The following is an 11,683-nucleotide window of genomic DNA, read 5'->3' on the forward strand; positions in this document are numbered from 1 at the left end:
CTTGCGATGAGCGACCCGGCACAGCACGAGGGACTGGACGTCGACGCCCTTCGGCGCAGCGTGTCCGATGTTTCCGGCGGCGCTGCGGGTGGTGAGCAGGCCAAGGCTTTCGAACGCAACAGCTCTGACGCCCGGGCACCGGAACTCAATGCCTTTGCCCGCCAGATCGCCGAGCAGTTCAGCAATCATTCCCAGAGCCCGTCGCTGCTGATCGGACAGTTCCGGCTTCTGGAGATCCTCATCCTGACCGCCACCGGTCTCGCCGTCGGATTGTTCGCCGCGCCGGACGCGATGTTTCCGCATCTGCTGCATGTCGGGCTGACGCTGTTCGGCGCAGTGCTCGCCATGCTGTTCCTGCAGGTTGCCGACACCTACCAGATCCCCCTGCTCAGGGCGCCGCGCCGCGCCGCGCCGCGGGTTCTGGCCGCCTGGCTTGCGGCCTTTGCGCTGCAGCAGCTGGTCGCGCAGCTCATCGACGCCCGGCTGCCGCTGCCGTCGCTCGGCACCTGGTTCGGTTTCGGCTGCGTGCTGCTGGTGACCGTGCGCTACCTGCTCGCCTTCGGCATCCGCAACTGGTCGCGCAACGGCATCATGGAACGTCGCGCGGTGATTGTCGGCGGCGGTCAGCCGGCCAAGGACCTTGCCCGGGCACTGGAGCAGCAGCCCGACAACGACATTCGCATCTGCGGCATCTTCGACGATCGCGGCAGCGCCCGCTCGCCGGAGGTGGTGGCCGGCTACCCGAAGCTCGGAACCTTCGGCGAACTGGTGGAATTTGCCCGGCTTGCACGCATCGACATGCTGATCATCGCCCTGCCGGCGACCGCCGAACAGCGCATCCTGCAGCTGGTGAAGAAGCTCTGGGTGCTGCCGGTCGACATCCGGCTCGCCGCCCACGCGCATCGCCTGCGCTTTCGGCCACGCGCCTACAGCCATGTCGGCGCCGTGCCGATGCTCGACATCTTCGACAAGCCGCTGCGCGACTGGGATTCGGTTGCCAAGCGCATCTTCGACGTGACCTTTTCGGCGCTCATGCTGGTCGTGTTCTGGCCGGTGATGATCGGTTGCGTCATCGCGGTGAAGGCGACGTCCAAGGGGCCGGCGCTGTTCGTCCAGAAACGCCACGGCTTCAACAACGAAGTCATCGACGTCCTGAAATTCCGCTCGATGTATACCGAACTTGCCGATCCGACGGCCAAGCTGGCAGTCACTCGTAAAGACCCTCGGGTAACGCCCGTCGGCCGCTTCCTGCGCAAGTCGTCGCTTGACGAGTTGCCGCAGCTGTTCAACGTGCTGCGCGGCGAGCTGTCGCTGGTCGGGCCGCGTCCGCACGCGGTGCAGGCGCAGACCGGCAACCGCAAATATGTCGATGTGGCGGAGAGCTATTTCGCCCGCCACCGGGTGAAGCCGGGCGTCACCGGCTGGGCGCAGATCAACGGCCTGCGCGGCGAACTCGACAGCGACGACAAGATCCGCGCCCGCACCGCCTACGACCTCGACTACATCGAGAACTGGTCACTGTGGCTCGACCTGAAGATCCTGGCTCTGACGCCGATCCGGTTGTTCAATACGGAAAACGCCTATTGAGCGCCGTGAGCCACGCGCACCCGGCAACCTTTCGCCCGCAGCTCGCGGCGCTGCGCATCGTCGGCTCGGCCTTCGTCGCGGTCGGCGTATTCCTCTCCGGCTTCGTGATCTCCGAACCCGCCCCTTACGAGCTGATGATGGCGATGCAGATCGCCCTGTGGTTCCTGTTCGGGCTGAAGATCTCGCGGGCGATCGCCCCGCTGCTGATCCTGCTTCTGCTGTTCAACATCGGCGGCATGCTGTCGCTGACGGTGATGAAGGACATGACCGGCGCGCCGATGTACGTCGCCGTCTCGACCTTCCTGGGACTTTCGGCGGTCTTCTACGGCGCCATCGTCGAAGACGACCACCGGCGGCTGAAACTGATCTTCCAGGCCTGGGTGGCCGGCGCGGTGATCACCGCGATACTCGGCATTCTGGGGTATTTCCACGCCTTTCCCGGCGCCGAGGTGTTTACCCTCTACGACCGGGCGAAAGGCGCCTTCCAGGATCCTAACGTCTTCGGCCCGTATCTGGTGCCGCCGGCGCTCTACCTCATGTACCGGGTGCTCTCCGGATCGCCGCTGCGCTCACCCCTCTACATCACCGGGTTCCTGGTGCTGACGCTCGGCGTCTTCTTGTCCTTCTCACGCGCCGCCTGGGGGCTGTTCGTCTTCGCCTGCCTGGCGCTGGTCGTCGTCATGCTGCTGAAGGAGCGGACAGCCGCCTTCCGGCTGAAGATCTTCACGCTGTTCATTACAGCCGTGCTGGTGCTGATGATGGCGATCGCCGGTGCCATGCAGTCGAAGAAGGTGTCGGACCTGTTCCTCAACCGCGCCCGGCTGGTGCAGGAGTATGACGGGGCGCGGCTCGGCCGCTTCGAGCGCCACAAGCTGGGCTTCCTGATGGCGATGGAGCGCCCGCTCGGTCTCGGTCCTATGGTGCTCGGCAAGATGTTCGGCGAGGACGAGCACAATATCTGGCTGAAGTCGCTCACCACCTACGGCTGGCTCGGCTTCGTCACCTATGTGACGCTGATCTGGGCGACGCTGATCGTCGGCTTCCGGGCGCTACTGCGTGACAGGCCGTGGCAGCCCTACCTGATGATCGCCTGGATCTCGATCCTCGGCCACGCACTGATCGGCAACGTCATCGACATCGACCACTGGCGGCACGTCTACATCCTGTTCGGCGTCGTGTGGGGCTGTCACGCGCTCGAATGGCGCCATAGGCGCGCTGGTCGGCTTGCCTTGAGGCCTGCTGCGGATCCGGCTCTACGACCGGCATCTTGACCTTCCGGCGCTCGGTTCCAGATACTTGCGGATGATTACAAACGCCCAGATCCGCGCCGCGCGTGCCCTGCTCGGCCTCTCCACCGAAGCGCTTGCCTCGTCGGCCGGCCTTGCGACTGCCGACCTCGACCAGATCGAGCGCGGCGAGACCGCTGGAGACATGGACAGCTTCCACAGGCTGCGTCAGGCGTTGGAGCAGCAGGGCGTGGTGTTCCTTGCTGCCGGCCAGGACGATCCCGGCGTCGGTCCAGGTCTGCGGCTCCGCGATCAGCCGTCAGACGAGGGAATGCGGCCAGAAAACCTGAGCTCCGCCAACGACGGCTGAATTGTTCCAGCGCTCTGGGAACAAGTTTGCGGGACCGGCGTTTCTGCGCGCCTTTTGCAATGTCCACGGAGTTCCCATGACACGCAGCAACAATCTCTACTTCGTAATCGGCGCGCTCGCCGTGCTCGTCGTCGGCCTCGGCGCCTACCTCATCCACGAGCAGACCAAGCCGAAGGGCGTTGAAATGAGCATCACCAGCAACGGCGTGAAGGTCGAGGAAAACTGACGCCGGAAGCGGTGGCATGCAGCCGATACGCTAAATTACATTTTTAGCGTTTTGCCCTGGAACATTTTACCCCCTTCGCAGTTGTCGGGCCAAGCCACGACAGCGAGGGGGTCATCATGACGCAGCATATCGACAAGCAGACGGTTCAGAACGTGCCGCTGAAGAAGGTATGGAACGTCAGCGATTTCGCCAAGCGCTACCGCCTCGACGCCAAGGAAGAGAACCGGCTGCTCAAGCTTCTCGGTCCCTTCGCCTCCGAGCAGGAACTGCTGATGAACGCCACCCGGGCGCCGCTCTACCGGTAATCATCTTTCAAGGGTTCCGATTTTTGGTCTTGCACCGGATGCGGCAAGTCAGTATGGAGTTCGTGCTTCTCACGAAGCGGGTCGGGGCGTAGCGCAGCCCGGTAGCGCACTTGACTGGGGGTCAAGGGGTCGTCGGTTCAAATCCGGCCGCCCCGACCAATGAACACCTTGATAGCCCAGTTGTTTTACCTGAATCTCTGAACCGGCGACAGCGGTCCCCTCGCTGTCATCACAGACCGTCGCGTCGATCAAACGGCCGTATCCATCTGTGTCTGGGCGGCCGCCACCGTGATCACTGATAGCCTGCTCAGCGCCGGCTTCTGCCGACGGCTCTTCGCCTCCCCTCCTCCTGAAATCTCCCCCGGACACGGCAACTCCGGCCGCGTCAAACTCGACTGCGCGCAACGACATCCCTTGGCCGCTTGTCAGCGCCAGGCCTTGAGCTGGTTCGCCGAAACCTTGTTGCCTTGCCGCGGCAGCGCGAAAGGGCGGCGCAGCATCTCCCATGGCGGGCGGCGGCAAGGCAGGCTAGGATCCCCTCAAGGCGCGTCTCCAGATCAAGTGCCCGCGGGCTGCCCGCACCAACGAAGGGAACCACCATGCTACTCGTTCTTGCTCTGCTTATCGGTGTGGTCGCGGGCCTGCGGGCATTGACGGCGCCTGCAGCCGTGGCCTGGGCCGCCAGCCTCGGCTGGTTCGACATCTCGCAGACGCCGCTGGCCTTCCTCGGCTACCAGTGGACGCCGTGGATCCTGACCCTGCTTGCGGCCGGCGAGTTCGTCGCCGACCAGTTGCCGGGAACGCCGTCCCGCAAGGTGCCGATGCAGTTCGGCGCCCGCCTCGTCAGCGGTGCCCTGTCGGGTGGGGCGATCGGCGCGGCCGGCGGCTCCCTATGGCTCGGCGTGATTGCCGGCATCATCGGGGCCGTCATCGGCACCTATGGCGGCGCAGCGGTGAGAACAAGGCTTGCTGCCTCCTTCGGTCGCGATCTGCCCGCTGGGATCCTCGAGGATGTGGTCGCCGTGGTTGCCGCCGTGCTGATCGTCTCGGCCGTGTGATGCGGGAGTTCGACGCCATCTTCATCGGTGCCGGCCAGGCCGGGCCGTTCCTTGCGGCGCGGATGGCGTCGGAAGGCTTCAAGGTCGCGCTGCTGGAGCGGAAATATCTCGGCGGGACCTGCGTCAATGCCGGCTGCATGCCGACAAAGGCCCTCGTGGCCAGCGCCCGTGCCGCGCATGTGGCGAGACGTGCGGCCGACTACGGGGTTCTCGTCACCGGCCCTATAGGTATCGACATGCGCGTTGTACGGGGCCGCGCCGACAAGGTGACACTTGACGCGCGGCAGGGGCTGCAGACCGGGTTCGACGGACTACCCGACATGACGGTGATCTTTGGCCAGGGCCGGTTCGAGGATGCAAGGACGGTCGCAGTCAACGGCGAGCGGCTGACGGCGCCGCGGATTTTCATCAATGTCGGCGCGCGACCGGTGATCCCCGATTATCCGGGCCTCGCCGACGTCCCCTACCTGACCAGCACGTCGATCATCCATCTCGACGTGGTGCCTCGCCATCTGGTGGTGATCGGCGGAAGCTATATCGGCCTTGAATTCGCGCAGATGTACCGGCGCTTCGGTGCCGAGGTGACAGTCATCGAGCGAGGCGACCGGCTGGCATCGCGCGAGGACGAGGACGTCTCGGAGGCGATCGCCGAGATCCTGTGCGCCGAAGGCATCGCCGTCCATACGGCGGCGGGCGGTCTGTCGTTCACCAAGGCCGGAGACGAGATCGAGGTAACGACCGACAGCGGCAGCTACACCGCAAGCCATGTACTTGTGGCGACGGGCCGGCGGCCGAACACCGACGATCTGGGCCTGGAGGCGGCCGGCATTGGCGTTGACCAAAAAGGCTTCATCCAGGTCGATGACCAGTTGTCGACGAATGTCGAGGGCATCTGGGCGCTCGGCGACTGCAACGGCCACGGCGCCTTCACCCACACCTCCTACAACGACTTCGAGATCGTCGCGGCGAACCTGCTCGACGGCGGCGACCGCAAGCTGAGCGACAGGAGCCTCGGCTACGCGCTCTACATCGATCCACCGCTGGGGCGGGTGGGCATGACGGAACGGCAGGCGAGAGAGACCGGCCGGCCGATCCTGGTCTCCAAGCGGCCGATGTCGAAGGTCGGCCGGGCCGTCGAGAAAGGCGAGACGCGGGGTTTCATGAAACTCGTCGCCGACGCCGAGACGCAGCAGATCCTTGGTGCCGCCTTTCTCGGGGTCGAAGGCGACGAGGCGATCCACGGGATCATCGACGCCATGAATGCGAAGACGCCCTATCCGGCGCTGCAGTGGGCCGTGCCGATCCATCCGACTGTATCGGAGTTCATCCCGACGCTGATCGGCGATCTAAAGCCCGCATCCTGATCTCTGATCGAGTGCGCGGCGTCAGCCGTGCCGTAGCGCGTCGCGCGCACGGCGGCCGCCTGCTGGCACGCCTGATCTTCTCGCTGCCATCCCAAGGTCTTCGAACCGATGTTGCTACCGGCCCGGGGAACGGAGATGGGGTGGCCGGTGTTGGTCTTCGAGACAGTCTGAGGAAAGTTGCGATGAGCACAGATCAGAGAATGCCCGAAGCCCCGGCCAATAGCGATGCGGTGCCGGAGGGAACGCCTGATGCTGCAGAGAACCTTTGCCGGCGCTGCGGCGGCACCGGCAAGCTCGAGCGCGGCCTGTGCCCCGAATGCGATGGCAGCGGCATCGTGCTGACGCCGGTCGGCGGCGCCGGCTGAACCGCTTGCGCGGCAGCAGGTAGCAGGCAGCAGGCAGCCGGACGCGGCGTTAGCGCACCTGGTCGAGCAGGCGCTTGCACTCGAGCAGATCGAAGAGCGCCTCCTGCAGGAGCGCGCGGTCTTCCTTGCCGACCGAGCTCTTGCCGATCGACACTTCCAGCGTGTCCTCCTCGCCGCCCGAGCCGAAGCCGAAGAAGCGGCCGCTGGACTTGGCCTTCGCCCGTCCGACGATCTGGTCCTCGTCGTCGGGCGCGATCTTCGGCTCGCCGCCCGCACGGTCGTTGTTGGCAGCCATGATGGCTTCCATGGTCGCCATGTCGCCGGAGGCGATGGCGGCGACGAACTTGTTGCCGTTCGTCTTCAGGAGCTTCTGGACGCCCTTGATCGTATAGCCGTGGTCGTAGAGAAGATGGCGGATGCCCTTCAGCAGATCGACGTCCTCGGGGCGGTAGTAGCGACGCCCGCCGCCGCGCTTCATCGGCTTGATCTGCGGGAAGCGTGTCTCCCAGAACCGCAGCACGTGCTGCGGAAGGTCGAGATCGTCGGCAACTTCGCTGATGGTGCGGAACGCGTCCGGGCTCTTTTCCAAGATGTCGTCTCCCTCGATCGGCTAAGGCCGACTCAACGCAGGGCCAATTCTCCGATGCTCCGCATTTCAACGGTTTGCGGAGGCGAATTCAAGTCGAATGAGAGAGAATGAACAGCCTAGAGCGGCGCCGGCCCGTGCAGGAGCCGCGTTCAGGCAGCCGGATTGGCCGGCTTCTGCTTGGCCTTGCGGGCCAGATGCGATTTCAGGATGCGCTGCTTCAGCACGTTCGACGCCTTGAAGGTCATCACCCGGCGCGGCGAGATCGGCACTTCCTCGCCGGTCTTCGGGTTGCGGCCGATGCGCTCGTTCTTCGCCCGAACCTGGAAGGTGGCGAAGGACGAGAGCTTGACGATTTCCCCGCGCACGATGGCGTTGCAGATCTCGTCGATCACCGTCTCGACCAGCTCGGCCGATTCCGTTCGCGAGAGACCGACCTTGCGAAACACCGACTCCGCCAAGTCTGCCCGTGTCACTGTCTTGCCGGCCATGACCCCCGCCCGTCAAAGTGTTCATCGATCAACGTTTGCGAACACTATGTGTGTTGTCGTCCAGGGTCAAGCGCTTGTAAATACGAGATTACCAGCGCAGCAGAAGGGCGCCCCAGGTGAAGCCGCCGCCCATTGCCTCGAGCATCACCAGGTCGCCCTGCTTGATGCGACCGTCGGCCGCGGCAACCGAAAGCGCCAACGGAATCGAGGCCGCCGACGTGTTGCCGTGCAGGTCGACGGTGATCACGACCTTCTCCGTCGGAATGCCGAGCTTCTTTGCCGAACCGTCGATGATGCGGCGGTTGGCCTGGTGCGGCACAAGCCAGTCGAGATCGTCCGCTGTCGTGCCGGTTGCCGTGAACGCCGCCTCGATGACGTCGGTGATCATGCCGACCGCATACTTGAAGACTTCGCGGCCTTCCATGCGCAGATGACCGACCGTGCCGGTGGAGGACGGGCCGCCGTCGACGTAGAGCTTGTCCTTGTGCGAACCATCGGAGCGCAGATGGGCCGTCAGCATGCCGCGGTCGGCCATCGTCCCTTCAAGGTCCTGCGCCTCCAGCACCAGCGCACCTGCGCCGTCGCCGAACAACACGCAGGTGGTGCGGTCCGTCCAGTCGAGGATGCGCGAGAAGGTTTCCGCACCGATCACCAGCGCACGCTTGGCAAGGCCTGCCTTCAGATGCGCGTCGGCGGTCGCCATGGCGTAGACGAAACCGGTGCAGACTGCCTGCACGTCGAAGGCATAGCCCTGCGTCATGCCGAGACGGCTCTGGATGTTGACGGCGGTCGCCGGGAAGGTGTTGTCCGGCGTCGAGGTGGCGACGATGACGAGATCGATGTCGGCCGGCGTCAGGCCGGCCTTGTCGAGGGCGGCACGGGCCGCCTGTTCGCCGAGCGATGCGGTGGTTTCCCCATCGCCTGCAATGTAGCGCTGACGGATGCCGGTTCGCTGGACGATCCAGTCGTCGGACGTTTCAACCAGGCTTTCCAATTCCTTGTTCGTGACCAGGCGCTGAGGCAGCGCCGAGCCGAAACCGCGAACCACTGAACGGATCATGCTCGATAAATTCCTGTTCTCAAGCCGCTTCTTCCGGACCTGCCGGAGGCAGGCGGCGGGCATGATATGTTTTCAAATCCTGCGAGATCTTCTCGTTCAGACCGTTACGGGCCATGTCGTAGCCCACGTCGATCGCCGAGGCGTATCCTTCCGCATCCGTGCCACCATGAGACTTGATCACGATGCCATTAAGGCCGAGAAACACGCCGCCGTTGACTTTTCTCGGGTCCATCTTCTCGCGCAGGCGGTCGAAAGCACCCTTCGCGAACAGATAGCCGATCTTCGCCATCAGCGTGCGCGACATCGCCGAACGCAGGAGCTCGGCCATCTGCTTGGCGGTGCCTTCGGCGGTCTTCAGGGCGATGTTGCCGGTGAAGCCCTCCGTGACGACGACGTCGACGACACCCTGTCCGATATCGTCGCCCTCGACGAAGCCATGGTAGGAGATCGTCGAGAGGTTCGATTCGCGGATCATGCGACCCGCCTCACGCACTTCTTCCTGCCCCTTGACCTCTTCGACGCCGACATTCAGCAGACCGACGGTCGGTCGGTCGATCTCGAACAGGGCGCGGGCCATGGCGCCGCCCATCAGGGCAAAATCAAGGAGCTGCTGCGCATCGGCACCGATGGTTGCGCCGATATCGAGAACAATGCTTTCGCCGCGCAGCGTCGGCCAGATGCCGGCGATCGCCGGACGCTCGATGTTTTCCATCGTCCGCAGGCAGAATTTCGCCATCGCCATCAGCGCGCCGGTATTGCCGGCCGAGACGACGACATCGGCCTCGCCGGTCTTCACCGCCTCGATCGCCCGCCACATGCTGGACACGTAGCGGCCGCGACGCAGCGCCGCACTCGGCTTCTCGTCCATGGTGATGGCGACTTCACAATCGTGGAAGACCGACTTCTGCTTCAGCTTCGGATGCCTGTCGAGAAGCGGCAGACACTCCTCGGCACGGCCGAAGATCACGAAGGTCGCATCGGGATGACGCTCCAGTGCCGTGGCGGCACCGGGGATGACGACGGCTGGGCCGAAATCGCCACCCATGGCATCAAGAGAAATTCTGATCACGCGTTTCCTAGTCCTTCTGTCCCGCGCCAGGCGAAATCGGGGCCAAAATACTGGTTTTGCCGCCCCTTACAACCCATCAGCGGATGAATGCAAACGCTATTGCTTGGCGGGCCAGTCCTTGAGCACGGAGAACGGGTTGGGCTTGTCCTCCGGTTGCGACCCATCGGACTCGATGCGATCGCTGAACTCGATGCCCGCCTTGCGCGGATAGGGATTGATCGACAGGGCGGCGAACTCGGCGACTGTCTGGCCGGCGTCGATCGTATCACCGGAAAACAGTTCGGGCAGATCGGGACCCTCCGGATCGAGAACCATCTCGGCGCTTTCGCCGGAGGCCACGATGCGTGCCAGCTTCGATCCCTCCGGGACAAAGATCTGCTCGACTTCCTCGACGATCGTGCTCTCCACCGGCTCCAGCGTCACGACGCAGGCCTGGACGATCCGCGCCTTGACCTGGCCCTTCAGCCGCACGCCATCCTTCTTCCACCGCGTTACCTGCAGGTCGGACGAAAGTTCCTTGACCGAGACCACCTGCCAGAGGGTCGCCAGCCCGGCGCGTTCGCGCTCATCGGCCTCCAGATGCACAGTCACCGGATTGGCGGAGATGTGCCCGACCTTGACCGGGTAGGAGAACGGCGGCTTTGCGCCGCGCACCGTATCATTGCTCATGTAACCTCACTTCCCCGGCGCCGGCAGCGCGACGTCACCGCGCGCGATCGCCTCGTCCGGGACCTGTTTCAGCGCCTGTTCGGCGCCCATCATCCATTCCGCCAGAGGCAGCATGCCCGGCGCCGCATCCTGCTGCGGATAAATATTGCGTTTCAGCGCCCCGGCAAGCGCTGCGGCGTTGCCGGCGTCGATTGCCGCGCCATAGGTCTCCAGCCGCCCATAAAACATCCCGGCGAGCTTCTTCATGCGCTTCGGCACGCCCTGATCCCCGACACCCAGTTCGCGGATCGAATGGTCGATATCCTGGAAGAAGGCGTCGACGATCTCCTGCGCCAGTTGCCGGCCGCTGGTGTCGGAACCGGCGGTGCGCCTGAAGAACAGAATCATCACCGCGCAGAGCATCTCGAAACGGCCCATGACGGTGTCCGGCACATCCATGGCGGCATAAAAGAAAGGAACGCGGGCCGCCGAAGTCAAGACCGCGTATTGCCGGTCGACGATCAGGCGATTGGAATTTTTCTTTCTGAAGAGACCGAAGATCATAAAAGCCCGCACTCTGCGCCGCCAAAGCGACGGCTGGGCAAGCCAGCCTTGTTGCATGGAAACCAAAGCTGGTTTACCGAAGCATGCACGAATTGCAATGCCGGACGGGCGCCATCGATCGCCGACCGGGAAATGCCGATACGGACGAGCGGGACGCTGAAGTTTCGCGGAATAGCCACAATGCTATCGCAGCAGAAGCTATTGCAGCGACGAATGGCTTGGCCGGTCGAACACATGAGGACAGGGTGTTGAAGAAGCGCGTGTTTGGGTCTGACTTGAATATGATGAGCAAGGCCGCAGTGCTGGCAGTCGCCGTGTCGCTTGGCCTTTCGGGCTGCACCACCGGGATCGGCGATACGATCTATAACGGATACGTGCTGGACAAGGATTCGCTCGACCTCATCCCGGAAGGATCCAGCCGCGAACAGGTGCTGCTGTCGATGGGTACGCCCTCGACGACGGCGACCTTCGACGGAGAAGTCTTCTACTACATCTCGCAGAAGCGCGAGCGCCCGGTTGCCTTCATGAAGCCCAGGCTCGTGGAGCAGACCGTCGTTGCTATCTACTTCAACCAGGAGGGCACCGTCGCCCGCCGCGCCGTCTACACGCTGAAGGACGGCAAGGTGTTCGACACGATCTCGCGCACGACGCCGACCGGCGGCCGCGACCTCACCTTCCTGCAGCAGCTGCTGGCCGGCGGAACCGGCGCAGGCAGCGCCGGGGCTGCGGCCTTCCGCAACATGCTGGGCGGCGGCAACAACTGA

Annotated in this window: 15 protein-coding genes and 1 tRNA gene; 10 read left to right on the forward strand and 6 right to left on the reverse strand. The window is 64.2% G+C overall.

Annotated features, from left to right (window positions below):
• The first annotated feature begins 6 nt into the window (after positions 1-6).
• From AAIH46_RS07580 to AAIH46_RS07620, 9 genes are all read left to right on the forward strand, one after another.
• A complete protein-coding gene (locus tag AAIH46_RS07580) occupies positions 7-1,587 on the forward strand; it encodes an undecaprenyl-phosphate glucose phosphotransferase (protein ID WP_430305160.1) in 1,581 nt (526 codons plus the stop codon).
• Positions 1,584-2,858, forward strand: a complete 1,275-nt coding sequence (locus AAIH46_RS07585; RefSeq protein ID WP_430305161.1) for an O-antigen ligase family protein — start codon at positions 1,584-1,586, stop codon at positions 2,856-2,858. The genes AAIH46_RS07580 and AAIH46_RS07585 overlap by 4 nt, the downstream gene beginning before the upstream one ends.
• Positions 2,859-2,889: 31 nt before the next feature.
• Positions 2,890-3,183: a helix-turn-helix domain-containing protein gene (locus AAIH46_RS07590; protein WP_430305162.1), complete on the forward strand. Its 294-nt coding sequence runs from the start codon at positions 2,890-2,892 to the stop codon at positions 3,181-3,183.
• Between the two features lie 76 nt (positions 3,184-3,259).
• Positions 3,260-3,409 carry a hypothetical protein gene (locus AAIH46_RS07595; RefSeq protein ID WP_430305163.1) on the forward strand — a complete coding sequence of 50 codons (150 nt, stop codon included), beginning with the start codon at positions 3,260-3,262 and terminating at the stop codon, positions 3,407-3,409.
• 116 nt (positions 3,410-3,525) lie between these two features.
• Positions 3,526-3,714 carry a hypothetical protein gene (locus AAIH46_RS07600; RefSeq protein ID WP_430305165.1) on the forward strand — a complete coding sequence of 63 codons (189 nt, stop codon included), beginning with the start codon at positions 3,526-3,528 and terminating at the stop codon, positions 3,712-3,714.
• An 82-nt stretch (positions 3,715-3,796) separates the two neighbouring features.
• Positions 3,797-3,873, forward strand: a tRNA-Pro gene (locus AAIH46_RS07605).
• Positions 3,874-4,313: 440 nt separating this feature from the next.
• Entirely contained in the window at positions 4,314-4,772 is a 459-nt protein-coding gene (locus tag AAIH46_RS07610; RefSeq protein ID WP_430305166.1) for a DUF4126 family protein, read from the forward strand.
• Positions 4,772-6,136 carry an FAD-containing oxidoreductase gene (locus tag AAIH46_RS07615; RefSeq protein ID WP_430305167.1) on the forward strand — a complete coding sequence of 455 codons (1,365 nt, stop codon included), beginning with the start codon at positions 4,772-4,774 and terminating at the stop codon, positions 6,134-6,136. Before AAIH46_RS07610 ends, AAIH46_RS07615 begins: the two co-directional genes overlap by 1 nt.
• Positions 6,137-6,318: 182 nt before the next feature.
• Entirely contained in the window at positions 6,319-6,501 is a 183-nt protein-coding gene (locus tag AAIH46_RS07620) for a hypothetical protein (RefSeq protein ID WP_430305168.1), read from the forward strand.
• Positions 6,502-6,550: 49 nt separating this feature from the next.
• On the opposite strand, the gene AAIH46_RS07625 is transcribed toward AAIH46_RS07620, so the two are convergent.
• The 6 genes from AAIH46_RS07625 to AAIH46_RS07650 form a co-directional block, all read right to left on the reverse strand.
• Positions 6,551-7,090 carry a MerR family transcriptional regulator gene (locus AAIH46_RS07625; protein ID WP_430305170.1) on the reverse strand — a complete coding sequence of 180 codons (540 nt, stop codon included), beginning with the start codon at positions 7,088-7,090 and terminating at the stop codon, positions 6,551-6,553.
• A 149-nt stretch (positions 7,091-7,239) separates the two neighbouring features.
• The gene (locus AAIH46_RS07630) at positions 7,240-7,578 is read right to left on the reverse strand and encodes an integration host factor subunit alpha (protein WP_430305171.1); all 339 of its coding nucleotides are present in this window, start codon (positions 7,576-7,578) and stop codon (positions 7,240-7,242) included.
• Between the two features lie 88 nt (positions 7,579-7,666).
• Positions 7,667-8,638 (reverse strand): beta-ketoacyl-ACP synthase III, encoded by a 972-nt coding sequence (locus tag AAIH46_RS07635; RefSeq protein ID WP_430305172.1) that lies wholly within the window; start codon positions 8,636-8,638, stop codon positions 7,667-7,669.
• Between the two features lie 19 nt (positions 8,639-8,657).
• Positions 8,658-9,707: a phosphate acyltransferase PlsX gene (gene plsX / locus AAIH46_RS07640; RefSeq protein ID WP_430305173.1), complete on the reverse strand. Its 1,050-nt coding sequence runs from the start codon at positions 9,705-9,707 to the stop codon at positions 8,658-8,660.
• A 96-nt stretch (positions 9,708-9,803) separates the two neighbouring features.
• On the reverse strand, positions 9,804-10,376 hold the full coding sequence (locus tag AAIH46_RS07645) for a YceD family protein (RefSeq protein ID WP_430305174.1): 573 nt from the start codon (positions 10,374-10,376) through the stop codon (positions 9,804-9,806).
• A 6-nt stretch (positions 10,377-10,382) separates the two neighbouring features.
• Positions 10,383-10,919, reverse strand: a complete 537-nt coding sequence (locus tag AAIH46_RS07650) for a ubiquinol-cytochrome C chaperone family protein (RefSeq protein ID WP_430305176.1) — start codon at positions 10,917-10,919, stop codon at positions 10,383-10,385.
• 281 nt (positions 10,920-11,200) lie between these two features.
• Between AAIH46_RS07650 and AAIH46_RS07655 the strand changes: the two genes are divergently transcribed.
• Positions 11,201-11,683 carry an outer membrane protein assembly factor BamE gene (locus tag AAIH46_RS07655; protein WP_430305177.1) on the forward strand — a complete coding sequence of 161 codons (483 nt, stop codon included), beginning with the start codon at positions 11,201-11,203 and terminating at the stop codon, positions 11,681-11,683.

It is taken from the genome of Rhizobium sp. 0TCS1.26 (assembly GCF_050455525.1).
Lineage (GTDB): Bacteria > Pseudomonadota > Alphaproteobacteria > Rhizobiales > Rhizobiaceae > Neorhizobium.